The 17161-nt window shown below is 65.5% G+C and carries 17 protein-coding genes and 1 pseudogene; 6 read left to right on the top strand and 12 right to left on the bottom strand.

All coding sequences use genetic code 11. From position 1 onward, the window contains the following. Positions 1-135 precede the first annotated feature (135 nt). From pnp to IRZ12_RS07965, 3 genes are all read right to left on the bottom strand, one after another. A complete protein-coding gene (gene pnp / locus IRZ12_RS07975; RefSeq protein ID WP_296466822.1) occupies positions 136-2235 on the bottom strand; it encodes a polyribonucleotide nucleotidyltransferase in 2100 nt (699 codons plus the stop codon). Between the two features lie 207 nt (positions 2236-2442). Further along, complete coding sequence (gene rpsO, locus IRZ12_RS07970; protein ID WP_296466817.1) at positions 2443-2712, bottom strand: 30S ribosomal protein S15; 270 nt, start codon at positions 2710-2712, stop codon at positions 2443-2445. A gap of 179 nt (positions 2713-2891) precedes the next feature. Further along, positions 2892-4139 carry a branched-chain amino acid ABC transporter substrate-binding protein gene (locus IRZ12_RS07965; protein ID WP_296466823.1) on the bottom strand — a complete coding sequence of 416 codons (1248 nt, stop codon included), beginning with the start codon at positions 4137-4139 and terminating at the stop codon, positions 2892-2894. Between the two features lie 74 nt (positions 4140-4213). Between IRZ12_RS07965 and IRZ12_RS07960 the strand changes: the two genes are divergently transcribed. After that, positions 4214-4729 carry a hypothetical protein gene (locus tag IRZ12_RS07960; protein ID WP_296466814.1) on the top strand — a complete coding sequence of 172 codons (516 nt, stop codon included), beginning with the start codon at positions 4214-4216 and terminating at the stop codon, positions 4727-4729. A 4-nt stretch (positions 4730-4733) separates the two neighbouring features. Here IRZ12_RS07960 and IRZ12_RS07955 read toward each other — a convergent pair whose 3' ends face one another. Then, entirely contained in the window at positions 4734-5576 is an 843-nt protein-coding gene (locus IRZ12_RS07955) for a LysR family transcriptional regulator (RefSeq protein WP_296466811.1), read from the bottom strand. Between IRZ12_RS07955 and IRZ12_RS07950 the strand changes: the two genes are divergently transcribed. Continuing rightward, positions 5536-6156: an MFS transporter gene (locus tag IRZ12_RS07950; RefSeq protein ID WP_296466809.1), complete on the top strand. Its 621-nt coding sequence runs from the start codon at positions 5536-5538 to the stop codon at positions 6154-6156. The two genes, IRZ12_RS07955 and IRZ12_RS07950, sit on opposite strands and share 41 nt — an antisense overlap. 4 nt (positions 6157-6160) lie before the next feature. On the opposite strand, the gene IRZ12_RS07945 is transcribed toward IRZ12_RS07950, so the two are convergent. After that, complete coding sequence (locus IRZ12_RS07945) at positions 6161-7132, bottom strand: tripartite tricarboxylate transporter substrate binding protein (RefSeq protein WP_296466807.1); 972 nt, start codon at positions 7130-7132, stop codon at positions 6161-6163. A 261-nt stretch (positions 7133-7393) separates the two neighbouring features. Here IRZ12_RS07945 and IRZ12_RS07940 point away from each other — a divergent pair, with 261 nt between their 5' ends. Both IRZ12_RS07940 and IRZ12_RS07935 read left to right on the top strand, forming a co-directional pair. Next, entirely contained in the window at positions 7394-8170 is a 777-nt protein-coding gene (locus IRZ12_RS07940; RefSeq protein ID WP_296466803.1) for a helix-turn-helix domain-containing protein, read from the top strand. Positions 8171-8292: 122 nt separating this feature from the next. Beyond that, positions 8293-9270, top strand: coding sequence for a fumarylacetoacetate hydrolase family protein (locus tag IRZ12_RS07935; protein ID WP_296466802.1), 978 nt, complete (start codon positions 8293-8295; stop codon positions 9268-9270). A gap of 8 nt (positions 9271-9278) precedes the next feature. Here IRZ12_RS07935 and IRZ12_RS07930 read toward each other — a convergent pair whose 3' ends face one another. Both IRZ12_RS07930 and IRZ12_RS07925 read right to left on the bottom strand, forming a co-directional pair. Next, entirely contained in the window at positions 9279-9692 is a 414-nt protein-coding gene (locus IRZ12_RS07930; protein WP_296466799.1) for a cupin domain-containing protein, read from the bottom strand. Positions 9693-9867: 175 nt separating this feature from the next. Further along, complete coding sequence (locus IRZ12_RS07925; protein WP_296466796.1) at positions 9868-10581, bottom strand: class II aldolase/adducin family protein; 714 nt, start codon at positions 10579-10581, stop codon at positions 9868-9870. A 156-nt stretch (positions 10582-10737) separates the two neighbouring features. Between IRZ12_RS07925 and IRZ12_RS07920 the strand changes: the two genes are divergently transcribed. Continuing rightward, entirely contained in the window at positions 10738-11721 is a 984-nt protein-coding gene (locus IRZ12_RS07920; protein WP_296466791.1) for a tripartite tricarboxylate transporter substrate binding protein, read from the top strand. Here the strand turns inward: IRZ12_RS07920 and IRZ12_RS07915 are convergent. After that, positions 11708-12706 (bottom strand): LysR family transcriptional regulator, encoded by a 999-nt coding sequence (locus IRZ12_RS07915; RefSeq protein ID WP_296466788.1) that lies wholly within the window; start codon positions 12704-12706, stop codon positions 11708-11710. The two genes, IRZ12_RS07920 and IRZ12_RS07915, sit on opposite strands and share 14 nt — an antisense overlap. 137 nt (positions 12707-12843) lie before the next feature. On the opposite strand from IRZ12_RS07915, the gene IRZ12_RS07910 reads away from it, so the two are divergent. Continuing rightward, the gene (locus IRZ12_RS07910; RefSeq protein WP_296466785.1) at positions 12844-13710 is read left to right on the top strand and encodes a pirin family protein; all 867 of its coding nucleotides are present in this window, start codon (positions 12844-12846) and stop codon (positions 13708-13710) included. Positions 13711-13745: 35 nt separating this feature from the next. Here IRZ12_RS07910 and IRZ12_RS07905 read toward each other — a convergent pair whose 3' ends face one another. The 4 genes and pseudogenes from IRZ12_RS07905 to IRZ12_RS07890 all read right to left on the bottom strand — a co-directional run. Next, entirely contained in the window at positions 13746-14270 is a 525-nt protein-coding gene (locus IRZ12_RS07905; RefSeq protein WP_296466783.1) for a GNAT family N-acetyltransferase, read from the bottom strand. After that, positions 14270-15811 (bottom strand): 2-isopropylmalate synthase, encoded by a 1542-nt coding sequence (locus tag IRZ12_RS07900; RefSeq protein ID WP_296466780.1) that lies wholly within the window; start codon positions 15809-15811, stop codon positions 14270-14272. Before IRZ12_RS07900 ends, IRZ12_RS07905 begins: the two co-directional genes overlap by 1 nt. A gap of 78 nt (positions 15812-15889) precedes the next feature. Beyond that, positions 15890-16627 carry a CDP-diacylglycerol--serine O-phosphatidyltransferase gene (gene pssA, locus IRZ12_RS07895; protein ID WP_296466777.1) on the bottom strand — a complete coding sequence of 246 codons (738 nt, stop codon included), beginning with the start codon at positions 16625-16627 and terminating at the stop codon, positions 15890-15892. Positions 16628-16809: 182 nt separating this feature from the next. Next, positions 16810-17161 (bottom strand): annotated as a pseudogene (locus tag IRZ12_RS07890) (hypothetical protein); the annotation flags it as partial.

Genomic DNA, 17161 nt, shown 5'->3' with positions numbered 1-17161 from the left:
CAAAAAAAAGCGTCCCGGAGCGGGACGCCATTCTTGCCATCATTGCATCAGGGCCCGGGCCGGACCCGGAACGCGATGCGATCCGGCTTGGCTCGCACCGGCCCCGGGCCGGCACGGGGCACGTGCGCGAAAGGCTTATTCCACCGCGATGGCCTTCATCGAGAGGCGCAGGCGGCCCTTGTCATCGGCCTCGATGACCTTGACGCGGACCTGCTGGCCGACCTTGAGCACGTCGTTGATGTTGGCGATGCGGTGATTGGCGATTTCGGAGATGTGCAGCAAGCCGTCGCGGCCCGGCAGCACCTGCACGATGGCGCCGAAGTCCAACAGGCGCAGCACGGCGCCTTCGTAGATCTGCCCGACCTCCACGTCGGCAGTCAGCTCCGCAATGCGGCGCTGGGCCTCCTTCGCGCGATCCAGATCGGCGCTGGAGATGACGATGGTGCCGTCGTCCGAAATGTCGATCTGCGTGCCGGTTTCCTCGGTGAGGGCACGGATGGTGGCGCCGCCCTTGCCGATGACGTCCCGGATCTTCTCGGGGTTGATCTTCATGGACAGCATGCGCGGCGCGAATGCCGAGAGCTCGTTGCGCGAGCCCGAAATGGCTTCGCGCATCTTCTCGAGGATGTGCAGGCGGCCTTCGCGGGCCTGCGCCAACGCGACCTGCATGATCTCCTTGGTAATGCCTTGGATCTTGATGTCCATCTGCAGCGCGGTGACGCCGCTGACGGTGCCGGCCACCTTGAAGTCCATGTCGCCCAGGTGATCCTCGTCGCCGAGGATGTCGGTCAGCACGGCGAACTTATTGCCTTCCTTGATCAGCCCCATGGCTACGCCAGCCACGTGGTCCTTGACGGGAACGCCGGCATCCATCATCGCGAGCGAGCCGCCGCAGACGGAGGCCATGGACGACGAGCCGTTGGATTCCGTGATTTCCGACACGACGCGGATGGTGTATTGGAAATCCTGCGCAGAAGGCAGCAACGGAGCCAGCGCCCGCTTGGCCAGCCTGCCATGTCCGACTTCGCGGCGCTTGGGCGTGCCGATGCGGCCGGTCTCGCCGGTCGCGAACGGAGGCATGTTGTAGTGGAGCATGAAGCGGTCGCGGTACTCGCCCATCAGTGCATCGATGATCTGCTCATCCTGCTTCGTACCCAGGGTGGCGACCACCAGCGCCTGCGTTTCGCCGCGCGTGAACAACGCGCTGCCGTGGGCGCGGGGCAGCACCCCGAGGCGGATGCTGATCGGCCGCACGGTGCGCGTGTCGCGGCCGTCGATGCGCGGTTCGCCATTCAGGATCTGGCCGCGCACGATCTGGGCTTCGAAGTCGAACAGAATGTTGTCGACCTCGACCGGATCGATGGCTTCGCCGGTCGCCTCCGCCTGCGCGGCAAGCTTTGCATGCACGTCGGCGTAGACGTCGCGCAATTTGGCCGTGCGTTCCTGCTTGGAGCGGATCTGGTAGGCGGCCTTCAGCCCCTCTTCGGCCAGCGAACGCACGGATGCGATCAGCGCTTCGTTCTTGGGGGGCGGTTGCCAATCCCATTCGGGCTTGCCGGCCTCGCGCACCAGGTCGTTGATCGCGTTGATGACGGTCTGCATCTGCTCGTGGCCGTAGACCACGGCGCCGAGCATCACTTCTTCCGACAGCTGGTCGGCTTCGGACTCGACCATCAGCACGGCCGCGTCGGTGCCGGCGACCACCAGGTCGAGCTTGGAGCTCTTGAGCTGCGTGGCGGTCGGGTTCAGCACGTATTGGTTATCGATCCAGCCAACGCGCGCCGCGCCGATCGGGCCGTTGAACGGAATGCCGGAAATGGCGAGCGCGGCCGAAGAGCCGATCATCGCGGCGATGTCGGGATCGATCTCGGGATTCACCGAGAGCGTGTGCACGACCACGTGGACTTCGTTGTAGAAGCCTTCCGGAAACAGCGGACGCAGCGGACGGTCGATCAGCCGGGAAGTCAGGGTTTCCTTCTCCGAAGGCTTGCCCTCGCGCTTGAAAAAGCCGCCCGGGATGCGGCCGGCGGCATAGCTCTTCTCGATGTAATCGACGGTGAGCGGGAAAAAGTCCTGGCCGGGCTTGGGCTTCTTGGCCCCGACCACGGTTGCCAGGACGACGGTGTCCTCGATGGAGACCAGCACTGCGCCGGAGGCCTGGCGGGCGATCTCGCCGGTCTCCAGGGTGACGGTATGCTGGCCGTATTGGAAGGTTTTTGTAACTTTATTGAACATGACAGGCATCCTATGCGGTTGCCCCTCTGAAATGAAAATGCCTGTGACAGGCGGTCCCTGACACAGGCACTCTCATTTTTCAGGAGGGTGTTGCTAGAGTGCCGGCTCCATTGCTCCATGCAACGAAGCGAGGAAGCCGGCAGCCACCGGAAACGCCACGCAACGCTGCGACGGCAGCGTCCGCCGGGTTTCCGATCCCCTGGAAAATCACTTACGCAGACCGAGCTTCTCGATCAGGGCACGGTACGCATCGGCGTTGCGACGCTTCAGGTAGTCGAGCAGCTTGCGGCGACGGCTGACCATGCGCAACAGTCCGCGGCGGGAATGGTGGTCTTTGGTGTGCTCTTTGAAGTGGTTGGTCAACTCGTTGATCCGGGCGGTCAAGAGCGCGACCTGCACTTCGGGCGAACCGGTGTCGCCTTGGGCACGTTGGAATTCGGCAACGATGTTAGCTTTGTTGATGTCGGCTACGGACATATCTTCCTCTCTGACTGGCGGCAGGGCCGAGGCGCCCAGCCGTGATATTGCAATGAAGGTTTGCGGCGCAAGAAAGCAAATCCGCGCCTTGCGCCAAAAAAAGCGGCACAACGAATATGCCGCCTCCTGAAAACTCCCGTGGCCTAGCTAGCCCCCGAAAGTCAGCCGGAAAGTATAGCCTATTCAGGCAACTTTGCCATTTTGCAGGTCGTAGGAAGGGCCAGATCGGCCGCCGGGACCTTCAACGTTGTTTCAAAGCCATACCCACTGCCCTCCACGTCCCGCTTGACCGTGCCCTCGCCGGCCTTGCGCATGGTGAAGACATACAGCGGCTTGATCGCCTGGTGGTCATCGGGCCGCATCCACAACTCCGCGCCCTCGGCCGTCCAGCGCATCCCGGACAGCCGCCGCGCGATGGCCGCGGCATCCACCGTGCCGGCCTGCTCCAGGGCTGTGGCCAGCATGTCCGTCATGTGCAGCATTCGGGCGTTGAGGTAGTCGTCGGCAGGCCGCGGGAACATGCGCCGGTAGGCGTCGTAGGCCCGGTCCATTTCGGGTTCGCCGGCGTTGTAGTGCCATTCGGCCACCGCCCGCACCTTGCCGACGCCCGCATCGCCCAAGGCCCCGGGTGCGCCCAGCGCGTTGCCGTAGAAGGTGTAGAAGCTGCCCTTGAACCCGGCCTCTTTCGCCGCCTTGACCAACAGCGTGAGGTCGTTGCCCCAGTTGCCGGTGATGACCGTGTCTGCCCCGCTGGCCAGGATCTTGGCCACGTAGGGCGAAAAATCCTTGACCTTGCCAATCGCGTGGAACTCGTCTCCGACCACGGCGATGTCCGGTCGCTTGGCCGCCAGCATGTCGCGGGCGCTACGCGACACCTGACGCCCAAAGCTGTAGTCCTGGTTAAAGAGATAGACCCGGCGAACCTCGCGGTCGCGGCGCATGACTTCAGTCAAGGCCGCCATGCGCATATCGGAACTGGCGTCGAACCGGAAATGCCAGGGACTGCATTTCTCATTGGTCAACGCCGGATCGACCGCAGAATAGTTCAAGTACACGACGCGCTGATCGGGATTGCGCTGGTTATGGCGATTCACCCCGTCGATCAGCGCCGCCGCCACGGCAGAGCTGTTGCCCTGCAGGACGATGCGGATGGATTGGTCGGCCGCGCTGCGCAACAACAGCAGCGCCTCGTCCACCTGGTTCTTGCTATCGAACGGAACGAGCTCCAGCGCGTGGCGGCCGTCGGGCAGCTTCACGCCACCGCGTTCATTGATGCGGGACACGGCAAAGCGCAGATTGCGCATGATGGCCTCGCCGGTATTGGCGAACGGCCCGGACATCGCCTCGATCACGGCGATGCGCACGGGAGGCAGTGCATCGGATTGCGCAAAAGCCGGGACGGCTACGAAGCCAAGAAGTCCTACAATGAGCGTATGCCAGCTACGCCTGCGTGACGAAACCACTATTTTGTCTCCGGTAGCGACCAAAACAGGAGCATTGTATGAGCATCGCTACGACCCTGCGCCGCGGCGCTTGCCTGCTCGGCATGGCCGCACTGCTGACCGCCTGCGCAAGCCCCGCGGGCATCACGCCCGGAGAGCCCGTCTCGGCCGTCACCGCGCGCTTGGGCGCGCCCGCACTGCAGCGGCCGCTTCCCAACGGCGGCGAGCGCATCATCTACACCTCGCAACCCATGGGCCAATACGCATGGATCACCGACGTCGGGCCCGACGGCAAAGTGGTCGCAACGACCCAGGCGCTCACGAGCGAGCGCTTCCGCATGCTCGACTCCGGCCGCTGGGACACCGACCGGCTGCTGTTCGAGTTCGGCCCGCCGGCGGAGATTTCCCGCGTCGGCCTGCGCGGCGAACACATCGTGTGGGCCTACCGCTTCCGCGAAGACGGCGTCTGGAATTCGATGATGTATGTCTTCGTCGACGACAATGGAGTCGTCACCCGCTACCACCCGGGCCCGGACCCCTTGATGGAACCGCGCTTCCAGATGGGTGCCGGCTGATCGCTCACTGCGTATCAAAGGCCTCGACGATGGCATCCACCACCGCGCGCACCCGCGCGGTGCGCGCCAGGTCCGCATGCAGCACCAGCCAGACGTCGACGCGCTCGGTGCGCTCCGGCCAAATGCGTACCAATTCGGGATGAGTCTCGGCCATGCGTACCTGCAATTCGCCCAAGCCCATGCCGGCACGCACCGCCTGCAGCAGCATCAGCCCGGAGTTCACCTCCATGGCCACGCGGGCGTAGGCCGTGGAAACGCCGCAAAGCGTGCGGCCGTCCCCCCGGAACGGGCGATCGTACAGCACGACGTCGTGCCCCTGCAGGTCGCCATCGTCCCCCGGCACGCCGCGCCGCTGCAAATAAGCGCGTGAAGCGTACACGCCCAGTGGCACCCTCGCCAAACGCCGGGAAATCAGGTCGGGGTCGGTCGGCTTGACCGTGCGCACGGCCAAGTCGGCCTCCCGCCGGGTGAGGTTCGTCACCTGGGTCGACGTACTGAGCACGACCTTGATGTCCGGGTGCGCCTCGCGCACTTTCGTGAGCGCCGGCATGACATAAAAGCTACCCATGGTGTCAGAAGCCGCGACCCGGACCACCCCGCACAATTTTTCATCCAGGCCCTGCAATTGCCGCTGTAATTGATGCGCGGCCTGCTCCATCCTTTCGGCTGCCGCGCCGGCCAGCTCCCCGGCCGGCGTCGGCACGTAGCCTCCCGGCGTGCGCAGGAACAGCCGCACGCCCAGCGCCGCCTCGAGCGCCGCTAGCCGGCGGCCGACCGTCGCCCTGGCCACCGGCTTCATCCTGGCCATGTTGGACGTCACCATCGTCAACGTGGCCTTGACCGACATCGCCAGCACCTTCGGCGCATCGCTCTCGGGCCTGGTCTGGGTGGTGGACGGCTATACCTTGACGTTCGCCGCCTTGATGCTGGCGGGCGGCGCCCTGGCCGACCGCATCGGGCCCCGTGCAGCCTATTTGTCTGGACTGGCGATTTTCACCCTGGCTTCCGTCGCCTGCGGGCTGGCCTGGGACACCGCGTCACTGGTCGGCGCCCGCCTGGTCCAGGGAGTCGGCGCAGCACTCGGCGCCGAAAGCTCGCACGCGGTATTTCTCGTGCTGCTGACGGCAGGCAACCTGGGCGTCGCCATCGCCATCCCGGCCCTGACCGCGACGGTCATGCGCGCGGGAGGCCAGGACCATGCCAACAGCGCCTCGGCGGTGCTCAACGCCAACCGGCAGATAGGCACGCTCGTAGGCATCGCAGCCATGGGCAGCGTGCTGCATGCGCTGCCTGGCTGGGGCACGGGGCTGCGCGTGGCGCTGGCCCTGATCGCGCTCGGTTATGCGGCAGCCTGGACGATCGCGCTGCGCGGACTACGCTCGGACGGACGCCCGACCCCTGCGGAAGCGGCGCCCGGGCGGCCCTGAGGGATTACGGCTCGATGCCGAGGCTGCGGATGAAAGGCACCCAGGTGGCGCGCTCTTTCTTCTCGAATGCGAGCGCCTCGGCCGGCGTGGACGGCGCCAGGATCTCGGCCGTCTGGCGCCGGGCGAATTGCACGACTTGCGGATCGCGCAGCGCCTTGTTCAGCGCGGCGTTGAGCTTTGCGATCACAGCGGCGGGGGTGCCGGCAGGAGCGAACAAATTATTCCAGGTGTAGCCTTCGAAGGAGGGCAGTCCGGCCTCTGCAAAGGTCGGGACATTGGGCGTGGAAGCACCGCGCTGTTTGATGCCGTTGGCCAGCACCTTGATCTTGCCTTGGTCCACCAGGCCAGCCATGCTGGGCAGGGTCACCAACATCATGTCGACGCGCCCTGCGGCCAAGTCCGCCGCCGCGGTGGCCGCTCCCTTGTAGGGCACGTGCATCAGCTCCACGCCCGCGGCGCGAGCGAACGCGGCGCCGGCGATGTGATTGATCGAACCGACCCCGCTGGAGGAATACGTCATCGGCTGGGACTTGGACTTGGCCTGCTTGACCAGCTCGGCGAGCGAATTCGCCCCGCTCGCCGGCACGGCCAGCGCCAGCGGCGTGCGCGAAACCAGGCCGATGGGCGTCAGGTCGCGCTCCACGTCGAACGGCAGCGATTTCTGCAGGCCGACGTTCATCACGAGTTGGGAACTCGTGCCGAAGCCGAGGGTATAGCCGTCGGGCGCGGACTTGGCGACGTAATCCGTGCCCACCACGCCGCCGGCGCCAGGCTTGTTCTCCACGATCACCGGCTGGCCCAGTTCGTTGTAGAGCGTCTTGGCCAGCTCCCGCGCCATGGCATCGTTCACGCTCCCTGGCCCGAATGCCACCACGAGCTTGATGGGGCGTGCGGGATAAGCCGTCTCCTGCGCCAGCAACGCGGGCGACGCAGCAACCATCGCCGTCCCGATGACGGCCGACAAAATCTTACGCATGTCTCGATTCCTTTTGTTCGGGCAGAGTGCCCGGTTCCGAATAGTTTTTTCCTCAGAACCCAGTCACCGGACAAAGCGGCTTGCAAGCCGCCGAAGGCAAGTCCGGGGGGTCTTCCCGCGCAGTGACGGGCAAGTATAGGAGCCCGTTCAAGCGTAACCCCTGGCTTGCGTAAGGTTTTTCCGTGATACGGAACGAAAGTCCAACGAACCTGCGGGACCGGCGCTATGATCGGGTCGCCATGCATAGGGAGGAACGCGGGCATGTCCGAATCGAAGGCCATCGGACCGGTGGTCCGGGCGCTGAATATCTTGCGGGCGCTGAACCACCAGCCCCAAAGCTCTCTCCAGTCCCTGCACCAGGCCACCGGACTGCCCAAATCGACCATCCATCGCCTGTTGGCCACGCTCAAGAGCGAAGGCTACGTACGCGCGGACGTGGTCAAGGGAACGTACTCGCTCACCGAGAAAGTACGATGGCTGAGCGAAGGCTTTTCCGAGCCCGAACTGGTCGTGGAAGTCGGCGCCCCCATCGTGCTCAAGCACACGCGGGCAACGGGCCTGCCACTGGCCATCGGGACGCTCGACCGCGGCCACATCGTGGTGCGCTACAGCTCCATGCCCTACAGCCCCATCGGTTCCGAGCACACTACCGTCGGCCACGTCCACGACCTGGTCCATTCCGGCATGGGACAGGCCTATCTTGCCTACTGCAGCCAAGCCGAGCGCGACCGCCTGCTGCAATGGATACAGGCCTCGCTGCCCGAGCCCACGCTATGGCCCGCGGTCGAGCAAGACATCCAAAGCAATCTGGCCGACACGCGCAAGCGTGGCTACGGGCTGCGCAAAGGCCAGGGCCGGGGCTCCAGTACCACGCTGGCCGTGCCCCTGTCCCACGCGGAGCGGGTCCTGGGCGTGCTGTCGCTGACCACTTTCACCGTGCTGCTCACGCCAGAGCGATTGCGCGAGTGCCTGGCGCACCTCGAGCGTACGCGCAAGGAAATCTGCGCCGCCGTGGCCGCCCGCTTGCAGGCGGACTGATTCGTTCCATCTCACGGAAAGACGAGGCGCCACACTCCCGCCCCGCCGGGATACGGACGTAAGCTCTGTCGCGAGCCATGCGGCGATGCCGCGCCCATCCTTTTCAAGACTGGAGACATCAGTTGAAACTCGCCAGCTACGCCACTCTGGACCAACCCGACGTCGCCCGCGTCGGCTTCGTGGTCTCCGACACCGAACTGATCGACGCCGAAGCGGCCTGCAAGCATTTCGCCCCCGGTTTTTCGGGGCCGCTCGACATGCACCGGCTGATCGAAAGCGGTGAGGGTTTCTGGGATCAGTTGCGGCACGTGCATGCCGCGCTGGGGCAGGCCGACCTGCCCCGCCTTGCCATGGACGCGATCCGGTTCCTGCCTGCCGTGCCGCGCCCGTCCAAGCTATGCTGCCTGGCGCTCAACAACAGCGCGAACAGCGAACGCATCGTCAAGGGCCCCAAGCATCCGGCGATCTTCACCAAGCCTTGGTCCGCACTGGTCGGCCACGGTGAGCCCGTGCGGCTCAAGCCCAACTACGGCCGGGTGCACCCCGAGCCCGAACTGGCCGTCGTGATCGGCAAGCTGGCGCGCGACGTCAAGGCCGCCGATGCCTACGATTACGTGTTCGGCTACACCATCCACAACGACTTGACCTCGCCCACCATGCGCGACGAGGACAGCTTCCACTACCGCGCCATCCATCCCGCGCTGGAAGGCGAAGGCATCCGCTACGTAGACAGCCACGTTTCGTACAGCGGCCGCTATAAAGGCTCCGACACTTTCTCGCCGCTGGGCCCGTGGATCGTCACCCGCGACGAAATCGCGGATCCGCATGCCCTGGACATCTCGTGCCACGTGCGGGACGAACAATATGCCAGCGACAACACGGTCAACCTCTTCCACAAGATCCCGGAAGTCATCGCCTTCGTCTCGAGCTACATGACCCTGGTGCCGGGCGACGTGATCTCGATGGGGACGGCACTGGCCTCGGGAGGCAAGCCAGGGCGGGCCGTGCAAAACGCCGACCTCAACAAGATCGGCGGCCCGGTCAGCGTGACCGTGGCAGGCATAGGCAAGCTCAGCAATCCCGTGCAGACGGGCTGCTGACGCCCTCCCTACTGCTGAGACAGCGGTACGCCGCGGCTGCCGGCATAGAACACGATCAGCACGACGCCCTGGTCGCCGGTCACGCCGCGGTGATACTCGCCCACTATTTCCGGCAAGACATCGCCCTGCTTGAGCCAGCGCGTCTCGCCCGTGCCTTGTTTCTCGACGGTCAGCTCGCCCGACAGCACGTAGGCCGCATTGGGAATGGGATGCGTGTGCCAGGGCAGCGCGCTGTGCGGCGGGATCGTGATCCTGAGCACGGTCAAGAGCGGCGGGCCCGGCGGGTAGGCTTCGTACGCGCGGCCGTCCCACGAGGCGCTGCTCTCCATTAATGTCTGGACCTGCACGCCCGGCGACTCGGCCGCCACGGCCACGCCTGCCGCCAGCACCCACGCGGCCAGTCCCCCCATCATCCTCTTCATGACGATCTCTCCTCGTCGTCTCATCCACCAATCGTTGTCATTGTGCCGCCCCGGCCGGACGATACCACCCTGCGCCGGGAAGCGGCGCTGCCTCGCACCGCGAGGGCCCTGAGACCGGACGCATCCTCCGAAAAAAAGCCGCCCGGGACGGGCGGCTTCGTGGAAGGGGGAAGCATCAATCGTCGATGTTCACTTCCGCGCACCAGAGGTCCCAGCATCGCTTGAGCTGGCCGCGGTTGGTCTCGGTCGCAAGGTCACCTTCCTTGTCCGACAAATAGCGCACGTTGCCAGAGACGCGCAGCGCATTCAGCTGCATGCCGGCATTGATCTCGGCGTAGACTGCCCGGTACACGGCTTCTTCCAGGCTGGTCCCGACCATGGTGGCGCCGTGCCCGGCCATCAGTACCGCGCTTGCCGGCCCGAGCGTTTCGGCCAGGTTCCGGCCAAGCTCCGGATCGCGTATCAGCATGTCGGTCTCGCGTCCGGTCGCCTCGCGTATGTCGAACTTGGCGGCGCGCGTCAGAAACCCGGCCATGTGGAACATGGGCCTGATCTGGACGTCGGTGGCACCGATGGTGATCATCGCGATGGAATGGCTGTGCACCACCGCGTTCACGTCGGGACGGGTCCGATAAATCTCCCCGTGAATGAAGCGCTCGAGGTAGAGCCGGCGGGCATCTCCTCCGACCGGATTGGAATCGGCATCCAATTCGACGATGTCGGACTCCTTGACCAAATTGGGCGCCCGGTTGCACGAAATCAGGTAGTGGTCCGGGATCTCGGGGTGCCGGCAACTGACGTGGCCGAACCCGTCAACCACGCCCTTAAGGTAAAGGATGCGATTCGCACGCGCCACGTTGCGGCGCGCCTCCAGCACAGTGTCGCTCATGACCGATTTCTCCTCATTTTCTGGCTCGTCGGCCAATTGTGCACCCGAAACACTCGTCAATAACATTGACCTTCGACGTCAATTTTTTTGATGACATGGGTTTGGCTTGGTGTGAAATACTCACCCCAACGAACAAGAAGCAACCAGGAGCACAACATGAACCGCAACACCCGCTATTCGCGCGCCCGTCGCCTCAGCTTGCTGGGCGGCCTCTTCGCGGTAACCTTCGGTTTCGCTGCCGCGGCGAGCGACGCCTGGCCGAGCAAACCCCTGACATTCATCGTTCCTTCGTCGGCGGGCGGCGGCACCGACATCTACGCCCGCCTGCTCGCCGAGGGCGTGGGCAAGCTGCTCAAGCAGACAGTCGTGGTCGAGAACAAACCTGGCGCCAGCGGCAACATCGGGGCGGCCGCCGCGGCCCGCGCCACGCCGGATGGCTACACCTTCCTCGTATCGGCCACCCCGGCCATTGCCGTCAACCCCTACCTCTACAAGAACCTACCCTACGACGCCGAGAAGGACCTCGTGCCCGTGACGCGCGGCGTGGACGCCCCGCTAGTCTACGTCGTCCCGCCCAACTCGCCCTTCAAGACCCTGGACGACTTGATCGCTGCCGGCAAGCGCGACCCGGGCAAACTCGCATTCGGCTCGGCCGGACACGGCTCGCCCACCTTCCTGGGGGTCAAGGTCATGGAAGAAAAAACCGGCGCCTCCTTCACGCATGTGCCATACAAGGGCATGGCGCCGACCATGCAGGACTTCCTCGGCGGCCGCCTCGACTTCCTGCAATCGGACGTCGCCTCGGTGCTGCCCCACATCAAGGCAGGCAAGGCGATTCCCATCGCCATCAGCAGCAAATCGCCGCTGTTCCCCAAGGTGCCGGTCTGGACCGAACAAGGCCTGCCCGACGTGCCGCAGTCTTTCAGCGTGATGGCACCTGCCGGCACGCCTGAGGCCATCGTCCAGAAAATGAGCGAGACCGTGGTCAAGGCCATGGAGGAGCCGGCCGTCAAGCAGCGACTGATCGACCAAGGCTATATCCCGGTTTCCGACACGCCGGCCAAGTTCGCGCAACAGCTCAAGGCAGAACGCGCGATGTGGAAGGCGCTGATCGAGCGCAACAACATCACCGTGGAATAAGCTCCGGCGCCGGCGCCCCCTCTTCCTGCGCGACGCGGGCGAGCGCCTTCCTCAGCCAGGTGGCCCCGGCGTCTTTCTTGTGCCGGGGATGCCAATGCTGGTGCACGACATAGCTCGGCGACTCGAACGGCAAGTCGATGGCCACCAGGGGGGCGAAACGCATCAGCGCCCCGGCCAGCCGGGCCGGCACCACGGCGACCAAATCGCTGTCGGCGAGCAAGTGCTCGATGCCGGCGAAGCTCGATTGCTGCAACCGGATGTTCGGCCGCGCCCCCAGCTTCTCGGCCACATGGTCCTCCCAGCGCTGGCGGTTGCGGCCCCAGCTCGCCACGGACAAATGGGACAAGCCGAGAAACGCCTCCACGGGCATGTCCGCATGCAGCGCGGGATGCCCGATCCGGCCGAGGCAGACGTAATGCTCGCGGTATAGCCGCTGCCGGATGACCGCGTTGCCCATGGTCGGGACGTGGCCGACCACGAGGTCCAGGGCGCCGGACTCGAGATGCCAAGGCGTGTCGGCGGTGATTTCCACTTGCTCCAGGCTCACGCCCGGCGCCTCGGCGGCAAGCAAGGCGCGCAGCCCGGGCATGAGCACGCAAACACCCACCTCGCTCATCGCCACGCGGAAGCGTCGCGTGGCGACGGCCGGATCGAAAACATCGCCGGCCAGCGTACTGGCCTGGAGGAGTTGCTGCGCCTGCTTGAGCGCAGGGTAAATCGACTCCGCCTTGACGGTGGGAATCATGCCGACCGCGCTGCGGACATATAAATCGTCCTGGTAGATTTCGCGCAGGCGCGCCAGCGCCATGCTGACGGTGGAGGCGTTCATCCCCAGCCGCGCTGCCACTTTGGCGATGCTGCCGAGCTCGAACAAGGCGATGAAGATGCTGATCTGGCGGAAATCGGGGAAAGCCTTCGTATCCTCCAGCTTGCGGTCTCGAGGCCCCGCGTCTCCCAAAGGGGGATCACCGGCGCACGGCCTCATCGCGAATTTCCTTTGCTCACGCGGATTATTCCCTCAATAGAACGGTGCTTCCAGATTTTGCCATCTAGCGCGGAATTCCTACCACAAATATGCTGTCCCCATGCAGCCCGAACCAAAGGGCCATTCGGAGATTCATCATGAAAAAAGTCCTTGGGGTCTACAACGCACCGCCTGCGCACTGGGTGGGAGACGGCTTCCTGGTGCGCTCGCTCTTCAGCTACGACGGGCTGGGACGACACCTGAGCCCCTTCCTCCTGCTGGACCATGCCGCGCCGACTGTCTTCGCCCCCACGACGAAGCGCCGGGGCGTCGGCCTCCATCCGCATCGCGGATTCGAAACCGTCACCATTGTCTACCAAGGCGAGGCCGAACATCGCGACTCGACGGGTGCCGGCGGCCTGATCGGTCCCGGAGACGTGCAGTGGATGACGGCCGCCGGCGGCATCCTGCACGAAGAGTTTCATTCCCGGGCCTTCGCCGAGCGCGGGGGCACGATGGAGATGGTGCAGCTCTGGGTCAATCTCCCGGCGCGCGACAAAATGGGCGAGCCCGGCTACCAGCACTTGCGCAGCGCCGACATCCCGACCGTCGCGCTCGAAGGCGGCGCCGGGAGCCTGCGCGTCATCGCCGGGGAGTTCGCCGGCACGCGGGGGGCGGCGCGCACCCATACGCCCATGGACGTATGGGACCTGCGCCTCCATCCGGGAGGCACCGCCCGCCTCCGGGCCCCCGAGGGACACACGCTCGCCTTGGTAGTACTGCGCGGAACGGTGCTGGTGAACGGCGAAGCCGTGGCGCGGGAAGGCCAGCTGGTCCACTTGCACCGCGCCGGAACAGACGTCTCGATCGAAGCGAACAATGAGGCCGGGGTGCTGTGGCTCGCCGGGGAACCCATCGACGAGCCCGTGGTGGGGTACGGTCCTTTCGTGATGAACACGAAGGCCGAGATCCAGCAAGCGATCGAAGACTTCAACGCAGGCCGGTTCGCGCGCACGCCGGCCTGAACCTCGCAGGGCGGCCCGGCCGGCAAGGCGGGTGCTCAGGCGCCCGCTGCGAGCGGCCGGCGCATGAAACGCGCCCCGGGGCCATAGTCGCGCAGCGCGCCCGGCTCGAGCTGCACCGGCTCAAAGCCGAGGCGCATCCAATATCCGCACGCCGGCGCCAACGACACCAGCGTGGCCCATGCAAACCCGGCACGCTCTGCATGGGCGATCCCGGTTCGCACCAGAGCCGTCCCGATGCCCTTGCCCGACGCCGCGGGCAAGACGGCGCAATCGTGCAGGAACCAGTTGCGCGCATCGGCCGGCAGCCCGGCCAGCGGCACGTTGAGCTTGGGGGGCGCATCCAGCGACCAGGGGTAGGAAACCAGATAGCCCCATATTCCGTCCGCCCCGCGCGCGACCCAGCACGAGCCGGGCGCTAGATGGATGCGATTCAGGAAGAAAGCAGCGTTTTCCAGCACGTCGATGCCGGCATAGGCCTGGCGCTGGACCGCGAGCACGCCCTCGACGTCGGCCGGTCGCATCGCCTCGACGACGAAACCGGCCGCATGACGCGACACCATCAGATGCCCTGGGCGTGGACCTTCTCGACAGGCGATTGCAGCTTGTTCAGGGCCGACAAATAAGCCTTGGCAGCGGCCACGACGATGTCGGGATCAGCCCCCACCCCATTGACGATGCGGCCGGCCTTGGACAGCCGCATGGTGACTTCGCCCTGGGATTCGGTACCCGTCGTGATGCCGTTGACCGAGAACAGCAACAACTCCGCATTGCTTTGCACGTGGCTCTCGATGGCCTTGACCGTGGCGTCGACTGGGCCGTTGCCTTCGGCCTCCGCCGTGACCTCCTTGCCGTTCTCGGAGAACACCACGCGGGCATACGGACGCTCGCCGGTTTCCGAGCGCTGCGCGAGCGCGACGAACCGGTAAACGCCTTCGCCTGCCTCCGCGTGTTCGCCCGAGACCAGGGCGTGGATATCTTCATCGAAGATCTCGGACTTGCGGTCGGCCAGGTCCTTGAACCGCGCGAAGGCTTCGTTGACGGCCTGCTCCGACTCGAGCTCGATGCCCAGCTCTTGCAGGCGCTGCTTGAACGCGTTGCGGCCGGACAGCTTGCCCAGCACGATCTTGTTGGCGGACCAGCCCACGTCCTCGGCGCGCATGATCTCGTACGTCTGCCGCGCCTTGAGCACCCCGTCCTGGTGAATGCCCGAGGCATGGGCAAAGGCGTTGGCGCCGACGATGGCCTTGTTCGGCTGCACCACGAAGCCCGTGATGCCGGACACCAGGCGCGAGGCGGGCATGATTTGGGTCGTGTCGATGCCGACCTCGAGCCCGAAGTAATCCTTGCGGGTCTTGACCGCCATCACGACCTCTTCCAGCGAGCAGTTGCCTGCCCGCTCGCCCAGGGCGTTGATCGTGCACTCGACCTGCCGGGCACCGCCTATCTTGATGCCGGCCAGCGAATTGGCCACGGCGAGCCCCAGGTCGTCGTGGCAGTGCACGGACCAGACCGCTTTGTCGGAGTTGGGGATGCGCTCGCGCAAGGTGCGGATGAACTCGCCGTATTGCTCGGGCACGGCATAGCCCACCGTGTCGGCCACGTTGATGGTGGTGGCGCCTTCGGCGATGACGGCTTCGAGCACGCGGCACAGGAAGTCTGGGTCCGAACGGCTGCCGTCCTCCGGAGAGAACTCGATGTCGTCGGTATATTGGCGCGCGAACCGGACCGCCAACCTGGCTTGCTCGAAGACCTGGTCGGGCGTCATGCGCAGCTTCTTCTCCATGTGCAACGCACTGGTGGCGATGAAGGTATGGATGCGCGCGCGCTTGGCGCCGCGCAGCGCCTCCCCCGCCCGCGCGATGTCGCGGTCGTTGGCCCGTGCCAGCGAACAGACGGTGGAGTCCTTGATCGCCAACGCGATGGCCCGGACCGATTCGAAATCGCCGTTGCTGGCGGCTGCAAAACCCGCCTCGATCACATCTACCCGCAGCTTCTCGAGCTGCTTGGCGATGCGCACTTTCTCTTCGTGCGTCATCGACGCGCCGGGGCTTTGCTCGCCGTCGCGCAGCGTGGTGTCGAAAACGATCAGTTTGTCGCTCATGGGAGTCTCTCCTTACAGGCGACATTCTATCGTGACGAAGGGCCGCCCCCGAAGTGCCCGGGAAACGGCCGCAAGCCCTCAGCGCCGGGCGAGGCGCTCGCGCCTCCAGCGCAGGGCCCACAAGACGTAGCCGGAGAGCCCGTAGATCACGAACAACACGAACAGGACGATGGGCGGATCGCTGGAGATGAAGACGATGGCCAAGACCACCAGCAGGATGGTCCAGAAAGGAACGCTGCGCCCCAGGGCGAACGATTTGCCGCTGAAGAACGGCGCGTTCGACACCATGCTGACGCCCGCGTAGACGGTCAGCGTAAACGCGGCCCAGGGCATCCACAGCTCGCGTATCGGCAGTTTGTTGTCCACGGCGAGCCAGACGAAGCCGGCCACCAACGCCGCCGCCGCCGGGCTGGGCAGCCCCTGGAAAAAGCGCTTGTCCACGACGCCGACGTTGATATTGAAGCGGGCCAGCCGCAAGGCTGCGCCGGCCACGTAGATGAAAGCCGCGAGCCATCCCCAGCGGCCCAGGCCGTTCAGGATCCACTCGTACATGACCAGCGCCGGCGCGACGCCAAAGGAGGTCATGTCGGACAGGGAATCGTATTGCTCGCCGAACGCCGACTGGGTGTTGGTGAGCCGGGCGACGCGCCCGTCCATCCCGTCGAGCACCATGGCCACGAAAATGGCGATGGCAGCGGCCTCGAACCGATTGTTCATGGCCTGCACGATGGCGTAGAAGCCGGCGAACAGCGCGGCCGTCGTGAACGCGTTGGGCAGGAGGTAGATGCCGCGATGGCGGTGTTCCGGGTCTTTCATGACAGGGTTCCGCCGAAAGGTGAAACGTCGAGGTGCACCCACGTTGCAATGCCCCTTTAGATTGGAGAAAGAGTGGTGATCAGCATGACACGAAGGTTAACCGATGGCGTGCCAGCAGACCAATGAAAGGCGCGGCCGCCCTGCCCTGTGCGCCGCGGGCCACCTCGCTTGCCCTTTCTCTCCTATCCCAGCAGCGGCCGGCCCGCCACGGCCTGCGCGGCAGCCAGGACGGTCAGCGACGCATAGGCCAGGGCGACGAGCCAGACTGCCGCGATGCCGGTGGTCGCGTGGTGCGCCACCATGCCAGTGCCCGCGACGGCAAGCACGGGGCCGGATGCCCGGGCCGCCGCCATCGACGCCAGCATGCCTGCGGCGGGCAATACCTGCTGGGCGTGGATGCCGAGGAAATGCGCCACGCGCAGGTCTCCCCCGGCCAGCGACCAGCCGAAGACCGGCACGACAGCCCCGCCCGCCATGGCGCCGATGGTCGGGCCGCCATTCATGCTGATCGCCACCCCCGCCCCTGCACCGAAG

Origin of the sequence: Pigmentiphaga sp. (assembly GCF_019689535.1) — a bacterium.
In the GTDB taxonomy this organism is placed as follows: Bacteria; Pseudomonadota; Gammaproteobacteria; order Burkholderiales; family Burkholderiaceae_B; genus Pigmentiphaga.
The sequence above is the reverse complement of the archived record's forward strand: the minus strand, read 5'-3'. Positions and strand labels throughout refer to the sequence as shown.